Source organism: Rhizobium sp. TH2 (assembly GCF_024707525.1).
Lineage (GTDB): Bacteria > Pseudomonadota > Alphaproteobacteria > Rhizobiales > Rhizobiaceae > Rhizobium_E.
In genome coordinates, this window is sequence record NZ_CP062231.1 from 5,395,753 (window position 1) to 5,420,980 (window position 25,228).

General features: G+C 60.0%; 18 protein-coding genes. 9 read left to right on the forward strand and 9 right to left on the reverse strand.

Annotated features, from left to right (window positions below):
- Window positions 1-101: 101 nt before the first annotated feature.
- On the forward strand, window positions 102-908 hold the full coding sequence (locus IHQ71_RS26420; RefSeq protein ID WP_258159369.1) for a DUF72 domain-containing protein: 807 nt from the start codon (window positions 102-104) through the stop codon (window positions 906-908).
- 124 nt (window positions 909-1,032) lie between these two features.
- Window positions 1,033-2,121 carry an AbrB family transcriptional regulator gene (locus tag IHQ71_RS26425; RefSeq protein ID WP_258159370.1) on the forward strand — a complete coding sequence of 363 codons (1,089 nt, stop codon included), beginning with the start codon at window positions 1,033-1,035 and terminating at the stop codon, window positions 2,119-2,121.
- Between the two features lie 4 nt (window positions 2,122-2,125).
- On the opposite strand, the gene IHQ71_RS26430 is transcribed toward IHQ71_RS26425, so the two are convergent.
- From IHQ71_RS26430 to IHQ71_RS26460, 7 genes are all read right to left on the reverse strand, one after another.
- Window positions 2,126-4,132: an aldo/keto reductase gene (locus tag IHQ71_RS26430; RefSeq protein ID WP_258159371.1), complete on the reverse strand. Its 2,007-nt coding sequence runs from the start codon at window positions 4,130-4,132 to the stop codon at window positions 2,126-2,128.
- 41 nt (window positions 4,133-4,173) lie between these two features.
- Window positions 4,174-5,262 carry an ABC transporter ATP-binding protein gene (locus tag IHQ71_RS26435; RefSeq protein WP_258159372.1) on the reverse strand — a complete coding sequence of 363 codons (1,089 nt, stop codon included), beginning with the start codon at window positions 5,260-5,262 and terminating at the stop codon, window positions 4,174-4,176.
- A gap of 11 nt (window positions 5,263-5,273) precedes the next feature.
- Window positions 5,274-7,520, reverse strand: coding sequence for a glycoside hydrolase family 2 protein (locus tag IHQ71_RS26440; RefSeq protein ID WP_258159373.1), 2,247 nt, complete (start codon window positions 7,518-7,520; stop codon window positions 5,274-5,276).
- A gap of 9 nt (window positions 7,521-7,529) precedes the next feature.
- Entirely contained in the window at window positions 7,530-8,345 is an 816-nt protein-coding gene (locus IHQ71_RS26445) for a carbohydrate ABC transporter permease (protein WP_258159374.1), read from the reverse strand.
- Window positions 8,342-9,238, reverse strand: a complete 897-nt coding sequence (locus tag IHQ71_RS26450) for a carbohydrate ABC transporter permease (RefSeq protein WP_258159375.1) — start codon at window positions 9,236-9,238, stop codon at window positions 8,342-8,344. Before IHQ71_RS26450 ends, IHQ71_RS26445 begins: the two co-directional genes overlap by 4 nt.
- 116 nt (window positions 9,239-9,354) lie before the next feature.
- The gene (locus IHQ71_RS26455; protein ID WP_258159376.1) at window positions 9,355-10,623 is read right to left on the reverse strand and encodes an ABC transporter substrate-binding protein; all 1,269 of its coding nucleotides are present in this window, start codon (window positions 10,621-10,623) and stop codon (window positions 9,355-9,357) included.
- 135 nt (window positions 10,624-10,758) lie between these two features.
- Window positions 10,759-11,805: a LacI family DNA-binding transcriptional regulator gene (locus IHQ71_RS26460; RefSeq protein ID WP_258159377.1), complete on the reverse strand. Its 1,047-nt coding sequence runs from the start codon at window positions 11,803-11,805 to the stop codon at window positions 10,759-10,761.
- A 567-nt stretch (window positions 11,806-12,372) separates the two neighbouring features.
- On the opposite strand from IHQ71_RS26460, the gene IHQ71_RS26465 reads away from it, so the two are divergent.
- From IHQ71_RS26465 to IHQ71_RS26490, 6 genes are all read left to right on the forward strand, one after another.
- Window positions 12,373-13,995 (forward strand): ABC-F family ATP-binding cassette domain-containing protein, encoded by a 1,623-nt coding sequence (locus IHQ71_RS26465; protein ID WP_258159378.1) that lies wholly within the window; start codon window positions 12,373-12,375, stop codon window positions 13,993-13,995.
- Between the two features lie 142 nt (window positions 13,996-14,137).
- Window positions 14,138-15,106: a UDP-glucuronic acid decarboxylase family protein gene (locus IHQ71_RS26470; RefSeq protein WP_258159379.1), complete on the forward strand. Its 969-nt coding sequence runs from the start codon at window positions 14,138-14,140 to the stop codon at window positions 15,104-15,106.
- Window positions 15,107-15,116: 10 nt separating this feature from the next.
- Entirely contained in the window at window positions 15,117-16,463 is a 1,347-nt protein-coding gene (locus IHQ71_RS26475) for a UDP-glucose/GDP-mannose dehydrogenase family protein (RefSeq protein ID WP_258159380.1), read from the forward strand.
- A gap of 240 nt (window positions 16,464-16,703) precedes the next feature.
- Window positions 16,704-17,582: a UTP--glucose-1-phosphate uridylyltransferase GalU gene (gene galU, locus IHQ71_RS26480; RefSeq protein ID WP_258159381.1), complete on the forward strand. Its 879-nt coding sequence runs from the start codon at window positions 16,704-16,706 to the stop codon at window positions 17,580-17,582.
- A gap of 137 nt (window positions 17,583-17,719) precedes the next feature.
- The gene (locus IHQ71_RS26485; protein ID WP_258159382.1) at window positions 17,720-19,123 is read left to right on the forward strand and encodes an O-antigen ligase; all 1,404 of its coding nucleotides are present in this window, start codon (window positions 17,720-17,722) and stop codon (window positions 19,121-19,123) included.
- A gap of 18 nt (window positions 19,124-19,141) precedes the next feature.
- Window positions 19,142-20,236 (forward strand): endo-1,4-beta-xylanase, encoded by a 1,095-nt coding sequence (locus IHQ71_RS26490; protein WP_258159383.1) that lies wholly within the window; start codon window positions 19,142-19,144, stop codon window positions 20,234-20,236.
- Window positions 20,237-20,242: 6 nt separating this feature from the next.
- On the opposite strand, the gene IHQ71_RS26495 is transcribed toward IHQ71_RS26490, so the two are convergent.
- Together IHQ71_RS26495 and IHQ71_RS26500 are read right to left on the reverse strand one after the other, a co-directional pair.
- The gene (locus IHQ71_RS26495) at window positions 20,243-21,355 is read right to left on the reverse strand and encodes an acyltransferase (RefSeq protein WP_258159384.1); all 1,113 of its coding nucleotides are present in this window, start codon (window positions 21,353-21,355) and stop codon (window positions 20,243-20,245) included.
- 146 nt (window positions 21,356-21,501) lie between these two features.
- Window positions 21,502-21,699 carry a hypothetical protein gene (locus IHQ71_RS26500; protein ID WP_258159385.1) on the reverse strand — a complete coding sequence of 66 codons (198 nt, stop codon included), beginning with the start codon at window positions 21,697-21,699 and terminating at the stop codon, window positions 21,502-21,504.
- A gap of 338 nt (window positions 21,700-22,037) precedes the next feature.
- On the opposite strand from IHQ71_RS26500, the gene IHQ71_RS26505 reads away from it, so the two are divergent.
- The gene (locus IHQ71_RS26505) at window positions 22,038-25,133 is read left to right on the forward strand and encodes a family 16 glycosylhydrolase (protein ID WP_258159386.1); all 3,096 of its coding nucleotides are present in this window, start codon (window positions 22,038-22,040) and stop codon (window positions 25,131-25,133) included.
- Window positions 25,134-25,228 lie beyond the last annotated feature (95 nt).

Here is a 25,228-nt window from a genome sequence, read left to right on the forward strand (position 1 = left end):
ACGCGGTCCGATTTGTTTTGGCCCATGTCCGACGCTGACAGTTTCGGGTTGCCAATCCGTGTTCTCTGGCTAGTCTGTCGAGCACATTGGAGGATAGCCAAATGGCTGAAGGCAAAAGCGGAAAAATCTATGTCGGTATCGGCGGCTGGACCTTCGAGCCCTGGCGCGGCACCTTCTATCCCGAAAAACTGTCGCAGAAGCGCGAACTCGAATATGCCAGCCAGCAACTGACCTCGATCGAGGTCAACGGCACCTATTATGGCTCGCAGAAGCCCGAGAGCTTTCGCAAATGGCATGACGAGACGCCGGATGGCTTTGTCTTTTCGTTGAAAGGCCCGCGCTTCGCCACCAATCGCAAGGAGCTCGCGCTGGGCAAAGAGTCCGTCGAGCGCTTCCTGGCCAGCGGCATTTTGGAACTCAAGGACAAGCTCGGCCCGCTCAACTGGCAGTTCATGGAAACCAAGAAATTCGAGCCGGAGGATTTCGAGGCGTTCCTGACGTTCCTGCCCGAGTCCGTCGAGGGCCGGAAATTGCGCCACGTCGTGGAAGTCCGCAACGACAGTTTCGCCGCCCCGGATTTCGTCGAGCTCGCCCGCAAACACAAGGTCGCCTTCGTCACCGCTGGTGATTCCAAGTTCCCGCAGATCGCCGATGTCAGCACCGATTTCGTCTACCTCCGGATCATGGGCACCGAGGAAAAACACAAGAAGGGTTACTCCGATGGAGAACTCGATGCCTGGGCCAAACGCGCGAAAACCTACGCTTCCGGCAAGGTGCCTTCCGATCTGAAAAGCGTGTCGGACAAGGACGCCAAAGCCGAGCCCCGCGACGTCTATCTCTATGTCATCAGCGGCCACAAGGAGCTTAATCCCGCCGCCGCGATGGCGCTGATCGAGCGGCTGAAATAGGGTTGCCCGCCGGGCGGGATGGGTCTATTTGGTCGGTTGATCACACATCTGCACCACGTGACGACCTGCCCGCAACATCCCACGGATTGACCATGCCCGCATCATCGACCGGACCTTCGCCGCTATGAGCGTGATGGGTGGCGCAGGCGTGCAGGCAATTCGCTGGGGCGCACTGCTTTTCGTCTCCGCGCCCATCGTCTATGTGCTCGAAAGCGTGCACCTGCCTGCTGCTCTTTTGCTCGGACCGATGCTGGCAGCCATTTTGTTCGCCGGCTTCGAAAAGCAGGTGGTCGTGCCTCCTGCCATTGGGTTGATGGCCCAGGGCGTGATCGGTTGCATGATCGCGACGACCATTCCACTCTCGATCCTCGGCGAACTCGCAAGGGACTGGCCGCTTTTCCTCGCCGGCGTCGTCTCGGTCATCGTGGCGGCCTGTTCGCTCGGCTGGGTGCTCGCCAAGCTGCAGGTCCTGCCGGGCACCACCGCGATCTGGGGTTCCTTCCCGGGCGCCGCGTCCGCAATGACGATCATGGCGGATTCCTTCGGCGCCGACATGCGGCTCGTGGCCTTCATGCAGTATCTGCGCGTAGTTTGCGTTTCGGTGGTCGCGTCCACGATCGCGCGGATCTGGGTCGGCCATTCCGGCACGCCGCTGCCGGCCATGGTCTGGTTTCCGCCGGTGGACTGGCTCGCGCTCGCCGCGACGATCCTGCTGATTGTGGTGAGTTTTTTTGTGACGCGCTGGTTCAAGATCGCGGCGGGCATTTTTCTCCTGCCGATGATTCTGGGTATCGTGCTGCAGAATACCGGCGTGATGAAGATCGAGCTGCCACCGTGGCTGCTGGCAGCTTCCTATGCGCTGGTCGGCTGGACGATTGGCCTGCGTTTCACCTGGCCGATCCTGGCGCATGCGGCACGTGCCCTACCGCGCGTGCTGGGCTCGATCCTTGCTTTGATCGCCATCTGCGGTCTCTTCGCCGTGGTGCTGGTGAAGTTCGCCGGCATCGACCCGCTGACGGCCTATCTGGCGACAAGCCCCGGCGGCGCCGATTCCGTCGCCATCATCTCGGCCTCGTCGAATGTCGACATACCCTTCGTCATGGCGATGCAGCTGGCGCGTTTCCTGGTGATCCTTATCGCGGGGCCGGCGATTGCCAGGCTGGTGGTGAAATGGTCCGGCCTGCGGGACGCGACGCGCGCCCCGCTGCCGTAACGTCTTACCCTTCCAGCCACTTCACCTGTTCCGGCGTCAGCCGGATGTCGAGCGCCGAGAGGCTGTCTTCCAGTTCGGCGACATTGCGCGGGCCGATCAGCGGGATGACCGGGAACGGCTGGGCCAGCACATAGGCGAGAGCGACATGGATCGGTTTGCGGCCGAGCTTTGCCGCCAGTTCGATCGCGCGGTCGCGGCGGCCGAAGTTCTTGTCGCTGTACCAGACACGTACCAATTCCTCGTCATCCGTTTTGTCTTGTCCCGCGCGGTCGGTGAAGAAGCCACGGCCCTGGCTCGACCAGGCGAAGTTGGGGAACTGCCTCTCGTTCAGCCAGACCTTCCATTCGTCGTCGGAGGCAGCCACGCAGCCGTCCCAGATCGGATCGAGCATTTCGGCGAGGGAGAAGTTGTTAGACATGGCGCCGGGCGGCATCTTGCCGTTCGCGGTCGCATAATCCATCGCCGCTTGCAGGCGATCGCGCGACCAGTTGGATCCGCCGAAAGGCCCCCTTATACGGCCGGCCTTCACCTCGGCATCCATGGCATCGACGAATTCGCCGACTGGAACCTCTTCGTTGTCGCGGTGCATGAAATAGATATCGACATAGTCGGTCTTAAGCCGCTCAAGCGACTCGCTGAGCTGCTTGCCGATCTGGTCGGGATAGACCAGCGGCGAATGGGCGCCCTTGCCGATCAGAACGATCTCCTCGCGGGGCGCGGCGCGGCTGGTAAGCCAGTCTCCGAACACGCTCTCGGTCAGGCCGCGTCCGTAGATCCAGGCCGTGTCGAACAGGTTTCCGCCCGCCTCGTAGAACGCATCCATGGTCAGCGACGCATTGGCAAAATTCGGGAAGAACTCGAAGCCGAGCGCAACGACTGAAGCCTGCTTGGAAAGGCCGGGGATCGACCGCTTGGGCAGGTTTGAACCAGCCGTGACCTTGCCACCTGATATGTTGAGCCTCCGGTTCTCCGGCCTCTCGGCATCGTAGGAGAGGCCAATCGCAGCACGCCACTGGTCGAGGACACGGAGATTGCCCACGGAGTCGGCGTGGCTCATACCCGGTGTTTCGAATTCCAATTTTCCAGATCGAATGGCCTCACCCGCCGCATCGGCCTCGAAGGAATAGAGCCAACCCTCTTCCGTGACCTCGACCGTCTGGCGCGTGCCATCGTTGAGCGTGATCTCGATCAACCCGGTACCACCTTCATGGCCTGAGGCAAACCAGAAATCCTTGACCTCCAGCCGGCCTTTCGAGCCGACGATCCGGAGCGTATTGTCCTGGTTGGCCATGATCGAACAGGAGACTTCGGCGACGATACCGCTGGCGAATTTCAGAAGTGCCGAGGCCCATTCATCGACACCCGTCTCGCCAAGATGGCCGGCGCCTGACACCGAGACCGGTTCCGCGAAGGGCTTGCTCTCGACAGCACCGGCAATCAGCCGCGCCATGGAAACTGGATAGCCGCCGACATCGAGGATGCCGCCACCGGCCAGCGCGTTGGCGAACAGGCGGTGCTCCGGCCTCACCGTACCCATGTTGAAGCCGAAGCTCGAACGGATCAGCCTGACGTCGCCAATCACGCCACTCTTGACCAGATCGACGATCCTCGCAGTCTGCGGATGCAGCCGATACATGAAGGCCTCGCCTGAAAAGACGTTCGCCCTGCGCGCTTCGTGGTAGATCGCCTCGGCCTCGTAGGACGAGAGTGCAATCGGCTTTTCGACCAGCACATGCTTGCCGGCACGCACCGCCTTGATTGCCCATTCGGCATGTCCGACGTGAGGCGTCGCGATGTAGACAGCCTCGATCTCGGGATCGTCGAGCAGGGTCTGATAGCCCTCGACGATACGGGCGCCGGGGAAATTCTCCGCAAGGCCGGGCTTGCCCGGGTCGCGGGTCGCGATCGCCGCCAGCTTGCCTGTCCTGGAATGGGCGAGCCCGCCGGCGAAGGTGCGAGCGATGGTGCCGGGGCCAATAATTCCCCAGTTGACCGGTTTTGTGCCGTTCATATCAGTCTCCTTCAATATGTCGTGGCGCGGGCGAGGCCCGCTTACTTCACGCGGTGGCCCGCGTGGTCGAAAAGAAAGGTATTGGCCGCGACCAGCCCGATCGTCAGTGAATCCTTGTTGGTCGCGTCGCGGGAATCTTCCCGCTCGATGATGATGCGTTCTTCCTTGGAAACATGGGCGTAGACGTAGGACGTGTTGCCGAGGTGCTCGGCCACGTCCACTTCCACGGTCAGATCGGCGTCGCCCTGGCCGGGTGCGGCAAAGTTCTCGGGCCGTATGCCAAGGCTGACGTCGTCGCCCGTCTTTACCGATGCGGCGGCGATAGGCAGCGTAAGCCGCACGTCCGGCTGGTTCACGAGAGACATGGTGACGTTCCCGGCCTCGACCGACACAACCCGGCCTTTAAGGAAATTCATCCGCGGCGAGCCGATGAAGCCCGCCACGAACATGTTTGCCGGGTCGTCGTAGAGATCGAGCGGCGCGCCGACCTGCTCTACTTCGCCCGCACGCAGCACCACGATCTTGTTGGCCAGCGTCATCGCCTCGACCTGGTCGTGGGTCACATAGACGATCGTGGTCTTGAGTTCCTTGTGAAGTTTTGCGATCTCGACGCGCATGTGGACGCGCAGTTCCGCGTCGAGGTTCGACAGCGGCTCATCGAACAGGAAGACATCCGGATTGCGCACGATCGCCCGGCCGATCGCGACCCGCTGGCGTTGCCCGCCCGAGAGCGCCTTCGGCTTGCGATCCATCAGCGGCCCGAGTTCGAGGATGCGCGCTGCATCATCGACGCGCCGGTCGATTTCCTCCTTGGCCTGACCCGCAAAGCGCAGTGCAAAGCCCATATTCTCGCGCACCGTCATATGCGGATAAAGCGCGTAGGATTGGAACACCATCGCGATGCCGCGCTTGGACGGATCGACGTCGTTCATCACCTTTCCGCCGATCTCCAGCGTGCCCGAGGTGATGTCTTCGAGCCCGGCGATCATCCGGAGCAGCGTGGACTTGCCGCAGCCGGACGGTCCGACGAAGACGGTGAATTCCCCATCCTCGATCGAGAGATTGACGCCCTTGATGATTTCAAGCGCCCCGAAACTCTTGCGTATGTCGGTCAGTCGGACCTCGGCCATCTGGTTCTTCCTCAGGTCACGGATATCTGGATGGTCTGCGTATCGAAGCGCCGGCTCTCCGCCGTCAGCGTCAGCGTGCCCGCCGCGTCGCCCGCCTCGATCCAAAGACCGGTGGCGCCGCCCTTCAGCGTGTGATCGGCCGGGCCGATGATGCGGCCGGGGCCTTCAAGCGTCAGGCTGACCGGCTCTTCGAAGAAGGGCAGGAGATTGCCGTTCTGGTCCAGTGCCCGGATCACCACGCGGGTCGCATCCCGCTCGCCGGCGCGGAGTGCCAGGTCGTCAGCCTTGACGTCAAGCGTGGTGGGCACCGGATCGGCGGCCAGCGTGATCGACTTGACAGCCTTGCCATTGACGAAGCCCGTGATTACGCCCTGGCGCCAGACATGGCCCCAGCGGCCGATTTCGTCGGGCGTGATGTTGCGATGGTCGAGCACGACAGGCGCATGCGGCAGATGCTTGTAGGTCTCGCGGTCCGGATCGACGCGCTTGGGCGGGAAATCGCCGAACTTCACTTCGACATAGTCGCAGTTTGTGAGGATGATGAGCGGCAGTATGCCGCCGATATTGCGCTCGCCGCGCGCCCAGTAGGTCACCGGCTGCAGCACGACGCCATACTCCGGCTCGCCCTGGCTGGCATAGGCGGCGGCGGCGAATTTCGGGATCCGGTACATATCGAGCACGCCGTGATAGCAGATCCGGTCGCCCGAGCCGAAGTCCTTGTGGGTATTGTAGTCAGCGTAGCACCAGCCGGTAGAGCCGGAAATGTTGCTGTCGCCGGCGGCGGCATCAAGGATCAGCATGTGGCGCGTCACATGCTCGGCCTGCCGCTGCTCCTGGTCGAAGCGCTTGGTCGGGTACATGTGGCCGTTATATTCGGTGATCATATAGGGGATCGGTCGCGTGATGCCCGTCGTTTCCACCCGGTCGCGCAGCGCGACGCGGCCCCGGTTATTGCCGGGCAGTTCCTCGTTGCCGAGCACGAAGTCGTTCATCGTATAGACGTCTTCGAGGAATTCCGAATTGGTGATGAAGCGCACGCCGCCGGTCTGGCGGGTCGCGTCGAGCTCGCGCGCAAGCCGGTTGGTCTCGGCGTAGAAATCGTGGCTGTCCTGGCTCTCGTTGATCCGCACGCCCCAGATGATGATAGATGGATGGTTCCAGTCGCGCTCGATCATCCGGCGGACATTCTCGATCGATTCCTGCTGCCATTCCTTGTCGCCGATATGCTGCCAGCCAGGGATTTCCTCGAACACCAGCAGCCCGATCTCGTCGCAGCGGTCGAGAAACCATTTCGACTGCGGATAGTGCGAGGTGCGCACGATGTTGCAGGCGAGCTCGTATTTGAGGATGTCGGCATCCTTCTCCTGCGCGCGCCGGCCCATGGCATAGCCGGTATGCGGCCAGGACTGGTGGCGGTTCAGCCCGCGCAACTTGAGCGGCTTGCCGTTGAGCAGGAAGCCATCCGGCGTGAATTCGGCGGTGCGGAAACCGAAGCGCTGGGCGAGGAAGTCGGTGCCGTGTTCGGTTTCGAGCTTCAGCGACAGGACATAGAGTGCGGGGTTGGAAATATCCCAGAGCTCGATGCCGCCGAGATCGGAGAATGAGAGCGTGGCTTCATTGCCATTCACTTCGACCGATCCGGACGCCACTTCGGTACCACCCTTGGCACGGATGATTGCCGATAGTTTGCCGGCGAAGGATTTCTTCTCGGGATTGCGGATAAAGACCCTTGCAGTGACGGTCTTTCGCTCGGCCAGCGCATCCGGTGTCTCGATCTTGACGTTGCCGATCGAAACCGGGCTGACCACCTTGAGCCAGGCATCGCGATAAATCCCCGCATAGCAGAGATAGTCGATCTGGCCGCCAAAGGGCGGGATCGCGGGATTTTCGGAACCGTCGATCTTCACGGTCAGCAGGTTGTCGCCCTGCTTGAGATGCGGTGTCAGCCGTGCCTCGAACGGCGTATAGCCGTCCCTGTGGGCGATGATTTCGGCGCCGTTGAGGTAGACGACGCTGTCGGCCATCGCGCCATCGAAGACCACGGAGACTTCGCGGCCCTCGAATTCCGGCCGCCAGGCGATGACCTTCTGGTAGGTGAACGCCTTCTGGTAACTCGTCTCGTCGAAGTAGTTGTAGGGCAGTTCCACGGCCGAATGCGGCAGGCGCACGGTCTCGCCGGCCTGCAACGCTTGCGCGCGCGGGGGCTCGAAGCCCTCGCCGAACACCCAGTTGCCGTTGAAACTCTCATAAATGCGCATTTCGAAATCCTATTTGACTGAACCGAGCATGCCCTGCACGAACTGGCGCTGCATGGCGAAGAAGATGGCGAGCGTGGGAAGCGTGGCCAGGATGGTGCCGATCATCACCACGCCGAAATCCGGGTAATAGGCCGAGGCGAGCGACGAGACGACGAGCGTGATCGTCTTGGTCTCGTTCGATTGCAGCACGATCAGCGGCCAGAGATAGTTGTTCCAGTTGGTCATGAAGACGATGACGAAGGCCGCCGCATAGGTCGAGCGCATCACCGGCACGTAGATATAGAGGAAGATCTGCCATTCCTTGAGCCCATCGACCTTGGCCGCGTCTCGCAACTCGGTGGGGAACGCCTTGGTCGATTGGCGGAAATAGAAGATGATGAAGGCCGAGGCGATCGATGGCAGCATGATCGCGATATGCGTATTGATCAGGCCGGCACGCCCCATCATCATGAAGAGCGGGATCATCAGCGCCGCAAAGGGCACCATCAGCGTGATCAGGATCAGTGAATAGATCCGGTCGCGCCATTTCGACTTGAACATCTCGAAGCCATAGCCGGCGAAGGAGGAGACGACGATGGTCAGCACGGTAGCCAGGATCGCGACCTTGGCCGAGTTCCAGAACACCAGCGGCACATCCACCAGCGTGAAGAAGTTCGTGACATTGGTCGCAAATGCCGACCCCAGGCTCACCTTGCCGCCCATGATCTGCACCGACGTATTGGTCGAGCTGATCATCATCCAGATGAACGGGAAGATCGACAGGAAGGCCATTACGCTGAGAAAGAGGTACTGGCCGGCCGTGGATAGCGTGCGCGAACTGATCATGACCGGTCCCTCGCGGCATAGAACTGGAGGAAGGACAGGAGCGCCACCATCAGCACGATGACATAGGACATGGTCGCCGCGTAGCCGTAGCTCGGCATGTAGCGGAAGGTGACATTGTAGATGTAGAGCGACAGTGTCAGCGTCGAATTGGCCGGACTGCCGCGGCCCTCGGTCAGGTTATAGACCTCGTCGAACAGCTGGATCGTGCCGATGGTCGAGATGATGGTGGTGAACAGGATCACCGGCTTCAGCATCGGGATCGTGATGTAGATGAACCGCGCCCAGGCGGGAACGCCGTCGATCCGCGCCGCCTCGTAGATCGACCTGTCGATATTCTGCAGCGCCGCGAGATAGAAGATCATGTTGTAACCCGTCCAGCGCCATGTGATGGCGAGGATGACCAGCACTTTGGCCCAGAAGGGCTCGGTGAGCCAGCCGATAGGTCCCGACGCGAGGCCGATGGCCATCAGCGCCGAATTGACCACGCCGTCAGCGGCAAACATGCTCTTGAACAGCACGGAATAGGCGACCAGCGAAGCGACGCAGGGCAGGAAGATCGCGGTGCGGAAGAAGCCGATGAATTTCAGCCGGTCATTGTTGAGCACCGAGGCAAGCAACAGTGCCAGCACAATCATGATCGGCACCTGCACCACGAAAAAAATGATCGTGTTGGAAAGCGCGTGGAGGAAGACGGGGTCGTTCCACAGCCTGACGATGTTGGCGAAACCGCCGAACTTCAGCATCATGCCCTTGCCGGTGAATGCGGACAGGTAGAGCGAACGGAAGATCGGATAGATCAGAAAGATCCCAATCAGCAGGATCGACGGGGCGATGAACAGCCAGCCGTTGACGTCATAATATCGCTTCAATCCGCCTGTGCGTGCCGTGGCCATGGCCGTCTCTCTGCCCATGAGGGGAATAGGGTCGCCGAAGCGCATGCGGCTTGGAAAGCCGCATGGCGCCCCAGGGAGTGGACAGGCAGCCAACCGCCTGTCCGGAGGATTCGTTTTTACTGGATCTGGCCTTCGGCCTGGCTCTGAATCTTCTTCAGCACCTCGTCCACATTGGCACCCTTGGCGAGGTCGGGCAGGTGCGCGGTGACTGCGGTATCCACTTCATTGGTGAAGATGCCGTAGTTGACCGATGGAACCTTGGCCAGCCAATCGGAGAAGTTCTGCCACACCGGTTCGCCGCCGAAGAATTCATCCGACTTTGAATAGGCCGGGCCGGAGCGGGCCGAAAGCAGCGAGCCGACGGCGCCCTGATCGACCAGGATCTTCTGGTAGAAGTCGGAGTCCTTGGCATAGACCTCGTTGAGGAAGTCGATCGCCTCGTCCTTCTCGGCCGAGCTTTCCATCACATACCAGCTCGAACCGCCGAGGTTCGAGGCATGCGATGCGCCCTCGATGTTCAGCTTCGGAATCGGTGCCACGCCCCACTTGCCGGACTGGTCGGCCTGCGCCTTGACGGTTCCGGTGATCCAGACGCCTGTCGTCACCGTGGCAGCGTCACCCGATGTGAAGGCCGAAACCCATTCGGTCCATCCGGCCGCAGGCTTGTAGATGCCGGCCTGCAGGATCTTCTGCTCGGTTTCGAGCGCCGCCTTCAGCGCCGGGTTGCCTTCGATCGACAGATTGCCGTCCTTATCGAAATACCAGCCGCCGGCCGACTGCATCAGGATGCGGATGAAACCGGCGTCATTGACGTCGAGGCCCATCATCTTCTTGCCGGTCTTGGCTTCGATCGCCTTGCCGATCTCGATGAACCGGTCCCAAGTAATGTTCTGCATGTCCTCAGGCTTGAAGCCGGCCTGTTCGAGATAGTCCTTGCGGTAGTAGAGGCCGGTCACGCCAGAATCGAAGGGCATGCCATAGACCTTGCCGTCCACCGTCATCAGTTGCACCTTGTAGGGTGCGAAGCCGGAATAGTCGATCTTGCCGGACATTTCGGCAAAGGCGCCGGGGAAGGACTGCAGGTATTTCTGCGCGCCGTAATCCTCGATCAGGACGATATCCGGCAGCGCGTCGGTGGTGCCTGACGACAACGCGGTCTGCAGCTTCTGCTCGACATCGGTCTTGGCGAAATCGACGACGTTGAACGTGGTTCCGGGATGCTTGGCGGTATAGCGGGCGCCGGCTTCCTTCATGATCGCGACGTTGAAGTTCGGGTCCCAGCACCAGATGGTCACTTCGCCGGCGAATGCGGCGGATGCCGCGAAGATGCTCGCTCCGGCGAGTGCCGCCGCTGCAAAGCGCGATAGAATCGTCCTGTTAGCCATTGTTTCCTCCCTCGGAATGGTTCGAAACAGGTTCTCCTCTCCTGTCTCGTAGGGGAAGTTTTACCGAAAATCAGGCAACGAGCAAGGAAAATTTAGTAAATATTTATTGCGCCTGCGAAGAGGCTGGCAAAAGTATTATGATTCCAGCGGCTTGCGGCAACTTCCGCGCCAGACCAGTTCGGTAGCAATACGCACCTGCTTGCCATAATCGCGGCCTGAGAGCCGTTCGAGCAGCAGATCGACCGCCGTTTCGCCGATATGCTCGCCATGGATTTTCACGGTGGTGAGCGGCGGGGTGAGGAACTGCGCGACGGGAATGTCGTTGAAGGAAATGATCGAGATATCGCTCGGAATGGAGAGCCCGCGTTCCTGCGCCGCGCGATAGGTGCCTATGGCCATATTGTCGTTGGCGGTGATGATCACGTCGGGTCGCCTGTCCAGATCAAGCAGGCCCTGGGCCAGCCGGTACCCGGTTTCGAGCCGAAGGTTCTGGCCGTTGACGTTGCTGCCGAGCGCCAGCAGCTCCGGATCGAAACTGTTATTGGCCTTTTGCCATTCGATATAGGCGGCGCAGCGCCGCTCGCCGAAATGGAGCGTCTCGCCGTTCAGATGTTCGTGGCTGCCGATGAAGCCGATCCGCTTGTAGCCGCTGGCTTTCAAGCCTTCCAGGATCTTCACCGTCGCCACGCCGACATCCGAAAAGACGCTGTCCAACGTATCGATCTTCGGGTCGAAATCGGCCATCACCACATGCTGGGCATGTTCGCGGAACCAGGCGATCTCACTATCGGAATGCTTGCCGATGACGATGACGCCCGAGACGCCCGACAGCAGCGAAGCTTCGGGCAGTGCATCGGAATGGAAGACTTTGACGATCTCGGACTTGAGTTCGCGGCAGCGGTTCTCGATGCCGAGCCGAACGCCGACATAGTAGGGATCGGCGATTTCGTCTGAGGGTTCGAGGAAATGGATGATCGCCAGCCGGGTGAGCATGCTCGGCGCGGCCTGGCCGTTGGCCTTGTTGCGGTTGCGCGGCGTCTCGTAATTCAGCGCCTCCGCGGTCTCGATGATCGCCTGCCGCTTGACGGGGGAAATCGACAGCGCCGGATCGTAGTTCAGCACTCGCGACACCGTGGCCGGCGATACGCCGACGGCCTTGGCGATTTCCTTGATCGTGACCATCCCGTCTAATCCAGTCTTGTCGTTCCAAGCATGATGACACAAATTCCGGCAATCCGGAACGTGTTTCAGTAAATTTTTACTACCCATTGAAGTCGGCGGAACTGTCCGTGACCCGGAAGCGCCGGGATAACAGCGGCTTGCCCGATATATCCAAGCAGTAAAATATTCACAAGGCGCATGAGGTCCCCAACGGTACGGCTGTTGAGGGAACGTTTTGGCGCGGCGAGCCGTTTTCCTCATGCCAACCCGTTCGAGCGGTCAAGGAGGCCGCGCAGGAAGGAGACCATCATGGACATGACCTATCCCGTCGAGAACCGGAAGCCCTGGGGGGCATCCCTTACCCTTTCCTCAATTATTATCGCGCTCTATCTCATCTTCTCGGCCTATCAGGCCAGCATGTAGGCGCAGGTCACACATCGCCAGATTTGCCGGCCCTGGAATGCCTTCCGGGGCCGAATTGCGTTAGCCCAACAACGTTCTCCGGCGCATTCATTCCCGACTCCCATTTTGCATCGCAACATGCCATAAGCCCGGCCGAAACATTCCTCCCGTCCGGACCGCCCCCGCATGATTCGCATCGAAAACATCTCCAAGCAGAACTCGCACCGTATTCTCTATATCGAGGCCTCGGCGGCCTTGAACCGCGGCGAGAAGATCGGCCTTGTCGGCGCCAACGGCTCGGGCAAGACGACGCTGTTCCGCATGATCACCGGCGAGGAACAGCCCGACGAGGGCCAGGTCTCGGTCGAGAAGAACATCACGATCGGCTATTTCAATCAGGATGTCGGCGAGATGTCGGGCCGCAGCGCGGTGGCCGAGGTCATGGAGGGCGCCGGTCCTGTGAGCGTGGTCGCGGCCGAGCTTCGCGAACTCGAGGCGGCGATGTCCGACCCCGACCAGATGGACAATATGGATGCGATCATCGAGCGCTATGGCGAGGTGCAATCGCGCTATGAGGAGCTCGACGGCTACGCGTTGGATGGCCGGGCACGGGAAGTTCTGGCGGGTCTCTCCTTCAGCCAGGAAATGATGGATGGCGATGTCGGCAAGCTCTCCGGCGGCTGGAAGATGCGCGTGGCACTCGCTCGCATCCTGCTCATGCGGCCCGATGCCATGCTGCTCGACGAACCGTCGAACCATCTCGATCTCGAAAGCCTGATCTGGCTCGAGGATTTCCTCAAGGGTTACGAGGGCGCGCTGCTGATGACCTCGCATGATCGCGAGTTCATGAACCGCATTGTGAACAAGATCATCGAGATCGATGGAGGTTCGCTCACCACTTACTCCGGCGACTATGAATTCTACGAGCGCCAGCGCGCCGAAGGCGAAAAGCAGCAGCAGGCGCAGTTCGAACGCCAGCAGGCGATGCTCGCCAAGGAGATCAAGTTCATCGAGCGCTTCAAGGCGCGTGCATCGCATGCCGCCCAGGTGCAGAGCCGCGTCAAGAAGCTCGACAAGATCGAGCGCGTCGAGCCGCCGAAGCGCCGGCAGGTCGTCGCCTTCGAATTCCGCCCGGCGCCGCGTTCCGGCGAAGACGTCGTGAACCTCAGGGGCGTGCACAAGCAATATGGCTCGAAGGTCATCTATGAGGGTCTCGATTTCATGATCCGCCGGCGCGAACGCTGGTGCATCATGGGCGTCAATGGCGCCGGCAAATCCACGCTGCTCAAGCTGGTTACCGGTTCGACCGAACCGGACCAGGGCAATGTGTCGCTCGGCGCATCCGTCAAGATGGGCTATTTCGCCCAGCATTCCATGGACCTGCTGGACGGCGACCGCACGGTGTTCCAGTGGCTGGAAGATTCCTTCCCGCAGGCGGGGCAAGGCCCGCTTCGCGCCCTCGCCGGTTGCTTCGGCTTTTCCGGCGACGACCAGGAAAAGAAATGCCGCGTGCTTTCGGGTGGCGAGAAGGCCCGGCTGGTCATGGCCCGCATGCTGTTTGATCCGCCGAACCTGCTGGTGCTCGACGAGCCGACCAACCATCTCGACCTCGACACCAAGGAAATGCTGATCAAGGCGCTCGGCGATTTCGAGGGCACGATGCTGTTCGTCAGCCACGACCGGCACTTCCTCGCCGAGCTTTCGAACCGGGTTCTCGAACTGACGCCCGAGGGCATTCATCGCTACGACGGCGGCTATACTGAATACGTCGCCCGCAGCGGCCACGAGGCGCCGGGGCTGAGGAGCTGAATTTGCTTGCCGCGACCCGGTCCCGGAACTTGCATATCGCGTGCTTGATGGCCAATGTGGGACCAGGGATGTGAGCGATGGTCATGACCGTGTCTTATTTGCCGGTCTATCAGTGCCACGGAATGTGCGAGAGGGTGATTGTTTGACGCGAATTCTGGTGACCGGCGGAGCGGGATTTCTGGGTGCGCATCTGTGCGAACGCCTGCTGGACATGGGCAATCACGTCACCTGCCTCGACAATCTCCACACGGGTGCCCGCCAGAATATTGCCGGATTGCTGGCCAATCCGAGATTCGAATTCGTCGAGCATTCGGTCATCGATGCATTCGATGGCAATTTTGACGAGATCTACAATCTCGCATGCCCTGCTTCGCCGCAGCATTATCAACGCGATCCGGTCTATACGTTCAAGACCAGCGTGATCGGCACCTTGAACATGCTGGAGCTTGCCAGGCGCCGTGGCGCCAAACTCCTGCAGGCCTCGACGTCGGAGATTTACGGCGACCCGCTCGTCCATCCACAGAAAGAGAATTACTGGGGAAACGTCAATACGATGGGCGTCCGTTCCTGCTACGATGAGGGCAAGCGCGGCGCCGAGACGCTGGTCTCGGATTTCCACCGGTTTCATGGCGTGAACACGCGAATCGTCCGGATCTTCAACACCTACGGGCCCGGAATGAACCCGGAAGACGGCCGTGTCGTCTCCAATTTCATCATCCAGGCGCTCACGGGAAAAGACATTACCATCTACGGCGATGGCAGCCAGACGCGGTCCTTCTGTTATCGCGACGATCTGGTCGAAGGCATTATCGGGTTGATGAATGCGCCCGACCATGTCACCTTTCCCATCAATATCGGCAATCCTGTCGAGATCACGGTACGCAAACTTGCAGAGACCGTGCTCGCCATGATTGCTTCGAAATCTCGGATCGACTTCCGGCCATTGCCTGAGGACGATCCGATGCAGAGATGTCCAGATGTTTCCCGGGCAAGGGAATATCTGGGCTGGGAGCCAAAGGTCCCGCTCCAAGAGGGCCTGGGGAACACCATCGAGTATTTCCGTCAAATTATTGCGTCTCGGTCGATCCCAAGCGTACCGAAGACTGCATAAGGAGAAAAAAATGAAGGTAGCTATCATTGGTTCCGGCTATGTCGGCCTCGTCGCCGGCACATGCTTTGCGGAACTCGGCCACCAGGTGGTGTGCGTCGACAACGACGAAAGAAAAGTCACAGCGCTGAAGGGCGGCGCGATCCCGATCTACGAACCCGGTCTCGAGGACCTGGTGAAATCCAATGTGGCGGCCGGCCGCCTCGACTTCACGGAAGATCTCGGCCTCGCCCTCGAGGGCACCGATGCGGCCTTTATCGCTGTCGGCACGCCGCCGCGCGTGACCGACGGCCATGCCGACATGAAATATGTCTATGCCGTGGCCCATGCCATAGCCGAAAAGGCAAGTGGCGACCTCGTCGTGGTCGACAAGTCGACGGTTCCCGTCGGCACCGGCGACGAAGTCGAGCGGATTCTCAGGACCACCGGCGGCAATTTCCGCTTCTCGGTCGTCTCCAATCCCGAATTCCTGCGCGAAGGTGTCGCGATCGACGACTTCCTGAAGCCGGACCGGATCGTCATCGGCAGCGAGGACGATTGGGCGAAGGCCGTGATTTCCAGGGTCTATGGCGTCGATGGCTTCAAGGGCGTCCCCGTCCTGCAAACCTCGCGCCGCTCGGCCGAACTGCTCAAATATGCCTCCAACGCCTTCCTGGCGATGAAGATCACCTTCATCAATGAGGTCGCCGATCTCTGCGAAGCCGTCGGCGGCGATATCCGCGATGTCGCGAACGGCATCGGGCTCGATAGCCGCATCGGCCGCAAGTTCCTCAATGCCGGACCCGGTTACGGCGGCTCGTGCTTCCCGAAGGACACTCTGGCGATTTCCAAGACCGCGCGGGACTATCGCGTACAACTGCGCACCGTCGAGGCTGTCATCCAGGTCAACGAGAATCGCAAGCGCGCAATGGCGCTGCGGGTGCTGGATGCCTGCAATGGTGTCGTTCGCGGCAAGACCATTGCCATTCTCGGCCTCGCCTTCAAGGCCGACACGGATGACATGCGCGATTCGCCTGCCATTCCGCTGGTCCAGGCGCTACAGGATTTCGGCGCGCATATCAGGGCCTATGATCCCCAGGCGATGACCAACGCCGGGAAAATCCTTACCGACGTCGAGTTCTGCAAGGACGCCTATGACGCCGCGACCGGTGCCGACGCTGTCGTGACAGTGACCGAGTGGACCGAGTTCAAGGAGATGAACCTGCCCAGGCTCCGCCAGGTCATGCGGTCGCCGCTGCTCATCGATTTCCGCAATCTCTATTCGGTGGACGACGTCAAGAACGACGGCTTCGAATACTGGTCCATCGGGCGGCGCACCGAGACCGAGCCCACTCTCAGCCAGTCCTTGGCGGCTGAGTAACGATCAACAGATACATGATGACGCGCCGGCCAGCACTTCGCTGGCCGGATGGAAATTCGCGCGAAAAAACGCCGCGGGATGTGCCGCCTGAAATCCGTTCGCTGAAACGTGCGTCGCCTGACGCTAGTGCCGGCGTCCGGTCGCCAGTCTTGACTCGGTCGGACCGGCTGTGCTCGATTGAGAGCCGGGAGGAGCGCACCTCGAAGCGTCGCGATAAACGCTGACACTCTGGAGAAGCACATGCGTTCCGACAAAGTAAGAGTTGCCATTTTTCCCGTTGCTGGCTTGGGCACCAGGTTTCTTCCCGCCACCAAGGCGATTCCCAAGGAAATGATGACGGTGGTGGACAAGCCCGTCCTCCAATATGTCGTCGATGAGGCGATCGAGGCCGGGATCGAGCATTTCGTGTTTGTCACCGGCCGCGGCAAATCCGCGATCGAGGACTATTTCGATATCCAGTTCGAACTCGAATCCACGCTCCGCTCACGAAACAAGACGGTCGAGCTGACGGCACTCGAAGCCATTCTGCCAAAGGCGGGTACGACAAGCTTCACCCGGCAGCAGGAGCCTCTGGGCCTTGGTCACGCCGTGTGGTGCGCGCGTGACATCGTCGGCAACGAGCCCTTTGCGGTGCTGCTGCCCGACATGATCATGAAATCGGAAAAGGCCTGCCTGGCGGGCATGGTCGAGCTTCATGCCCAGAGCGGCGGCAATGTCATCGCCGTGGAGGAATGCGCCCCCGAACTGGCGCATCGCTACGGTATCGTCGGGCGCGGCGAGGATATCGCCGATGGTTTCCGGATCACCGGCATGGTGGAGAAGCCGCCTCAGGGAACGGCACCGTCGAACTTCTTCATCAACGGCCGCTATATCCTGCAGCCGGAAATTTTCAGCATTCTCGAAACCCAGGAACGTGGCGCCGGCAATGAGATCCAGCTCACGGACGGCCTCTTGAAGCTGCTGCAGAAGCAGGATTTCACGGCCTATCACTACCGGGGCAAGACCTACGACACCGGCGCCAAGGATGGGTTCATCATGGCCAATGTCGCCTTCGCGCTCGATCGTCCGGAGATCAGGAGCCTGGTCGAGGCCGATATCAGATCGCTCGTTCACCCCTGAGGGATGATCGTTTCTGAGTGGAGATTGCCGGGGCCTGCGGCAATAGGGCCGGACTTCGGGGTTGCCCGGTAATTTCCATTCAGCTTATAAACAGGGCAGACGTGCCTATCGCCCAAACGAAAACCAAGGTTATGCCATTGGCCTATGCAGAGCGATATACACCGGGCTTACCTCTTGTCCGCAGACGGACGTTTCTAGGGCTTGAACTAGGGGCTGATCTGTTCTTCACGGCGGCACTCTGCCTGCTCCTGACCTTCATCGTGGTGGAGGTGCGCTATGAGGCCGCCGCATCGTCGCTCAGCCGCGAGACGCTCGGCCTCGCCGTGATCGAGGGTGCCGGCGGTGATATGATCCGCCAGCTCACCTATTTCATGACATTCTTCGTCGTGGGGGGCGCGACCTTCATCTTCATGCGGCCGAGATCGATCATCCCGATTTCGACGGCTTACAATGTGGCGTGTCTCTGGTGCCTGTTCAGCGCGATCTACGCCATTCAACCGGGCATTTCCATTCGCCGCGCCATCGGCATGTACATCATCCTTCTGGCCGTCGGTTGGTGCATCCAGAACCTGGGCGCCGCCAAGACCATACGGGCGGTGTACATATTCCTGGCCGGCGTCATCATGGCGTCCTATATCGCGGTGCTGCTGTCGAGAATTCCGATCTTCTCGTTCGCCGTCCATCCGGCCGATGAGATCGATACGTCGCTGGTAGGGGCCTGGCGCGGTGTGATCCCCCACAAGAATATCGCCGGCGCGGTGATGATCCACGCTTCGCTCTTCTTCTTCCATCATGCGATCAGCAGACGGAAACCGCTGGATTTCCTGTTCTTCGCCCTTGCGGCAGTGTTCCTGATCTTCACCAAGTCCAAGACATCGATAGGCTGGTTCCTGATCGTGCTGATGTCGGGCCTCGGCTACCGGGCCATCATGCTTTACGGCCTGCGCCCCTTCTTCAATGTCGCGATGGCATGTATAGGGTTCTGGATCGCCGTGATGACATGGGCCGAATGGGACGTGGTGCTGGCCTTCTTCTCCGATCCCGAGAACCTCTCCGGCCGCATCGGCATCTGGGAGTCCGTGATGCCCTTTATTCAGACGCATCCGTTTTTCGGCTCGGGCTACGGCTCATTCTGGGCCATCGGATATTCATCGCCGATCTACGAGAGCGCGGTGAGCGAATTCGTCACCCAGATCGGCCATTCCCATAGCGGCTATATCGAGGTGCTTCTCACCACTGGTATTGTGGGGCTGACGCTCGCCATCATCGCTCTGATGATCGTACCCTATTACCGCTTCGCCAATCCGCTGACTTCGGACCTGAAACTGAACGCGATGCTGTTCTCGATGTGGCTGTTCGGCATGCTGCAGAACTTCACCGAGAGCCAGTTCTTCTCGCCCGACAAGCAGAGCTGGGTGTTTGTCGTCATAGCGATCACGATCATTCACTCCAGGCACATGTCCGCGAAGTCTAGGGACTACGAATGGCTGGCCGCCACCCATTGGCCGCCGGCAAAGCCGCAGCAATTGCTGCGACAATAGCTGCCAAAGGAAAACGACATGAACATCACGCGACGCTCATTCCTCGCCGCCGGCGCAGCCATGCCTCTTCTTGGCCTCACACGTCCATCACTCGCCGATGAAGGAACGCTGCGGCAGGTAGCGACCGACCGCAAGCTGATCTACGGCACGGCGGTTTCGACCGGCACTCTCGCCAAGGACAAGCCGTTTGCCCAACTGGTCATCGACCAGGCCAACATGCTCGTCGCCGAGGGTGAGACCAAGCGCAAGGCGATCGAACCGAAGCAGGGACGGCTCAACTTCGCGCCGACCGAGCGGCTTCTGGCCTTCGCGGAGAAGAATGGCCAGCGCATGCGGGGCCACACCCTGCTCTGGCACGAGGCGAACCCCGAATGGCTGCTGGCGAAGCTCGCGGAAGGACGCGACGACAAGCTGCTGACCGACTACATCGAAAAGACGGTCGGTCACTTCAAGGGCAGGATGCATTCCTGGGACGTCATCAACGAGGTCATCCACATCGATGAGGGTGGCGAGGAGGATCTCCGCATCAGTTCGCCCTGGTACAAGGCTTTCGGCTCCGGCTATATCGAGACCGCCTTCCAGGTCGCCCATGCCGCCGATCCGGATGCGCTGCTCTTCTATAACGAGATCAATCTGGAGGCGGATGTCTGGTGGGCGGAGCAGCGCAGGTCATCGGTGCTCAAACTACTCGAAAAGCTCCTCAAGAAGGGCATTCCCGTCCACGCGCTGGGGATACAGTCCCACCTCAAGGCATATCGCCTGGATTACACCGACGAGGTCATGTCGCGCTTCCTCGACGAGGTCAGCGATCTCGGCCTGAAAATCCTGATCACCGAATTCGATATCGCCGATGTCGAAGGGCCCGCCGACCCCGCCCAGCGGGACGCGGATATTGCGGCACTCGGCCGCCGCTATCTCGATGTTGCGTTTTCGAAACCCGCGGTGCTCGGATGTCTCACATGGGGCATTTCCGACCGCTATTCCTGGCTATCGCAATATGACAGCTACAAATGGTCCGACGGCAGCCTGTCACGAGGGCTGCCCTTCGATGGCGATCTGCGTCCGAAGAAGCTCTATTTCGAGATGCTCAATTCCTATCGCAGCGCCTCTTAGAGCCCTTCAAGCGGCGACCGAGCTCGTGACCACGCCCTTCCGGCGTGTGGACGCCTTGTTGCGCCATTTCAGCACCGGCATCTCCACGAGATAATAGGACGCGACGGCGAGGACGAACGTCACGCCGAGTTCGGCGAACGATGTGAGCACGGTCTTCGTCATCCCTGTGTTGGAGAGGAAGAACCATGCCGCGCCGTGCCAGATGTAGAGCGAGTAGCTGAGCTTTCCAATCCATTCCGCCGGTGGGGAATTCGCGATGTTCTGGAGCAATCCCAGCCGTGGCGAAAAGACGATCGGTGCCACGATGAGGAGGGCGCCGATGCCACGCAGGCTGTAGCGGAGCGTATCCCTGAAGAAATCGTCCCGGATGACGGTCGAGAGGACCAGCAGCGCGACGCCCGCGATAAGCGCCTGCGGGCTCGATATGGCTTTTCGGAGGCGGCCCTCGGGGCTCAATTCGCAGATTGCCGCGAGGAATACGCCGTAAGCGATCGAATCGAATCGCGTCTCGGATGCCATGTAGATCCGGTTCGTGTTGGACCATTCCGGCCACTGGATGACGTAGCCGATGCGGATGAGCAACGGTGCCACGATCATGACGATCGCGAAGGCCAGCACCTTCCCCGGGCTCGCCCTGACGAAGGCGATGAACAGCGGCGCGATAAGGTAGAAATGCTCTTCGACGGACAGCGACCAGAGCACGCCGATGGGCAGGACATGCTGTGTCCCGGCAAGTTCGTAATACGACTTTAGGTAGTTGACGAAATAGAGAAAGACCGAGGCGATTTCGATCAACGGCGACGGGATCGAATGCATCCTGGCGAACAGGACGACGACGATCATATAGACGATCAGCACCGGAAACAGCCGCAGCAAGCGCCGCCAATAGAACGCGCCGATTCGCACGTCGCCGGTTTCCTTCGCTTCGGCAAGCAGCAATCGGGTGATCAGGAATCCTGAAATGACGAAGAAAATATAGACGCCCAGCGACGATATTCCGGAATATTCGCCGAGGAAAAAGTGACCGATAATCACGATCAGGATGCTCAGGCACCTGAGGCCATTGAGGCCCTGGATATGGCCCTTCGTTGCGGAAACTGGTGGAAGAGGCTCAATCATCATTCGTGTCCGTTCGCCGTTCGACGGACATTTAAACCAGTTTTTGCACTGCACTGCAACGCTGTTGCGTTGCGGTGCAGATGCGAGTGAAATGACGCTGAATCGGAGAGAAATGTGACGAAAGGTCCAAAATATGGCCAAAAAGCCTATTTTCGGCCACCTTGCATGCGTGCCCAGAGCACCCAGACCACGACGACGATGATCGATATCGGCCACAAAATATAGGCGATTGCGGCGTGATACCACACGACCTTCGAGCTGCCGCCGCTCAGCCATGTTGCAATGGTGCCAGCGAACAAAAAGAACAATCCGCCGATCAACCAGATCTGAAAATAGATATCCAAGACGCTTGCCCCCAAGCTCAATATGTCCCGCCGTGTACTAAAGCGAAAGAGCGGACATTAGCAATTGATTTACCATGTTCCGGCGCCCTTTGTTTGTTTGTTGGTAAATGCGCGGGGCCTTTTGGACACAATGCTTTCATGCCTGCGTCCAAGGTCCGGATATGGCACAAATGTTGTTTTATTCCGGCGTTCGCCCGTGCCGCCCGATCGGCAACTTGATCGGCCGGCGCGCGAATCTCCCTATTTCTTATATAAGTAAATCATAAGATTTTGCACGTTGTGGTTACGCTTCTTAACACTTTTTATTGCTATCCCGACTCCGCAACAAGGAGAAGAGAATGGCTGAGCAAGGTATCACCCTGTGGGCGGATCAGGCGGACCAGACCCTGACCGGAACGGAATTCGACGATGTGCTGGGAGGCTTCCACGGCACGTCGACACTGATCGGCGGCGCCGGCAACGACACTTATTATGTCATGTCGCCGCTCAACACCGTTATCGAGAATACGGCTGAAGGCAGTGATTCGGTCATCACCTGGCAGAGCTATACGCTTGGTAGCAATCTTGAGAATCTCCAGGTGCTCGGCGCCGATACGATCGGGATCGGCAACGGCCTTGCCAACATTATTGCCGGTGGTGACGGCAGCCAGCAGATCTTTGGCGCCGGCGGCGATGATACGCTGTCGGGTGGCGCGGGCAGCGACCTTTTCATCGTCCGTCAGAATTCCGGTTCGGATGTCATCACGGATTTCGAATCGGGTGCCGGTGCAGGCGACGCCGTCCAACTGGGCAGCTATGGCTTCACCAACTTCTCCGAGGTCCTCGACCAGATGTCGCAATCGGGCTCCGATGCCGTCATCCAGCTCAATTCCGGCGAGACGCTGACCTTCCGCAATCGTTCGATCGCCGATTTCAGCGCGGATGATTTTCAATATGCGCTGGATACGACAAAGCTCGATCTCACCTTCAGCGACGAGTTCAACAGCCTGAGCCTGCAATCGGCCGGCGGAACGTGGCGGACGTCCTTCTGGGACGGCGCGGACGGGCGCACACTCGCCTCCAATGAAGAATTGCAGGTCTACATGGACGAGGCCTATCTCGGATTGGGCGTCAATCCATTCTCCATCGATGGCGGAATACTCAACATTCACGCTGACACGGCAAGCGCGGACGTCCAGGCGGCAACCGGCCATGATTACACGTCGGGCATGCTGTCGTCCCGCGACAGCTTTGCGCAGACCTACGGGTATTTCGAGATCAAATGCGAACTGCCGCAGGGCCAGGGTACCTGGCCGGCCTTCTGGATGCTGCCGGCCGATGGCTCCTGGCCTCCGGAGCTCGATGTCTTCGAAGCGCTTGGCGGCGATAGCTCCACCGTCTTCATGACCGCCCATTCCAACAGCACGGGCGAGCATACGAAAACCGGCTTCACCTCCTGGGTCGGCGACGTGTCTGCGGGCATGCATACCTATGGCGTGCTTTGGACGCCGGAAGAACTGGTCTGGTATGTCGATGGCGCCGAAGTCTTCCGCACCGCGACGCCGCCCGACATGCACCAGCCGATGCACATGGTCACCAACCTGGCGATCGGCGGCGTCCTGCCCGGCGATCCGGACGAGGATTTCAGCGGCGCCGATCTAAAGATCGATTACATCCGCGCCTACCAGCTTAACGACGGCTCGATACCCTCGACCGTCACTTCAGGCGTGACAACCACGCTCGATCACATCGCCGTCTCGCTGGTGCTGACGGGCGCGCTTCATATCAACGGCACCGGCAACGGGCTGGATAACACACTGACCGGCAACAGCGGTAACAACATCCTGGATGGGCGCGCTGGCGCCGACACCATGATCGGCGGTCTCGGCGACGATACCTATCAGGTCGACAATACCGGCGACATCGTCACCGAATGGTCGGGCGAGGGACTGGACACGGTCAACGCCTCCGTCACGCATATCCTGTCGGCCAATGTCGAAAACCTGATCCTCACCGGCACCGGAGACATCAACGGCACCGGCAACGAACTTGCCAACATCCTGACCGGGAACGCCGGCAGCAACGTCCTCAATGGTGCCTCGGGCGCCGATACGATGATCGGCGCCGCCGGCAACGACACGTATTTCGTCGATAATGCAGGCGATGTCGTCACCGAATGGTCGGGCAATGGAACCGATCATGTCTATGCGTCCGTCAGCCATGCCCTTTCTTCGAATGTCGAGAACCTGACTCTGACGGGAAGCGCCAACATCAATGCCACCGGCAACTGGGCCGCGAACGTCATGTCAGGCAATTCCGGCGACAACGTGCTGGATGGCGGAACGGATGCGGACCGGCTCACAGGCGGCGCTGGTAACGATACCTACCGGGTCGATAATGCCGGAGATGCCATCATGGAGAACGTCGGAGAGGGAATCGATAGCGTCCATTCCTCGGTATCGCTCACGCTTGTGGCCAATGTCGAGAATCTGACGCTGACGGGTAGCTGGAGCCTTAACGCCACGGGCAACGATCTCGCAAACGGCCTGACCGGAAATACAGGCGCCAACATTCTCAATGGCTTGGGTGGCACTGACACGATGGCGGGCGGCACCGGCAACGACACCTACTACGTCGACAATGCCGGCGATATCGTCAGTGATTGGTCCAACGCCGGAACCGATACCGTCTATTCATCCGCCAGCTATGCCCTTCTCACCCATGTGGAGAACCTGACGCTCACCGGCAGTGCCAATATCAATGCTACGGGCAACTGGCTGTCGAACAACGTGGGCGGCAATATAGGCGACAACGTGCTCGATGGCGGCACGGGCGCCGACACGATGAGCGGCGATACGGGTAACGACACCTACTACGTCGATAATACTAGCGATGTGATCACGGAGTGGTGGAACCGTGGTGTCGATACCGTTTTCGCTTCTGTCTCCTACAGCCTCGCGGCGAATGTGGAGAATCTCATCCTCACGACCACCTGGAGCCTCAATGCCACGGGCAACGATCTGGCAAATACCCTCACGGGCAATGCCGGCAGCAATATGCTGAATGGCGGCGGCGGTGCCGACATCATCGTCGGGGGCGACGGCAAGGACTTCCTGATCGGAGGTGCCGGCGCGGATCGGCTGACGGGAGGCGCCGGAACCGATACGTTCCGTTTCCTCTCCCAGGCCGACTCGACGGTGGCCTCTCACGATGTCGTCACCGATTTCACGCGTGGCGACCGGATCGATCTGTCTTCCACCCTCGACGGTGTACTGACATATCTGCATGACGGGGCGTTCACTGGCCAAGCGGGAGAGGTGCGGCTTACGACGTCAGGCGACGGCGTGCTCGTCGATATCGATCTCACTGGCGACAAGGCGTCCGACATGCAGATCTATCTCTCGGATGTCTCGATGGGCACGATGCAGGAAAGTGGCGCGGACTTCATTCTCTGAAGCACGAAACCTGCTCCAATAAATGACAGATTCATACGTCCGTGCCCTGTATCTCGGGGCACGGACCGCTCCCGCTTTCCGGTATATTTACAATC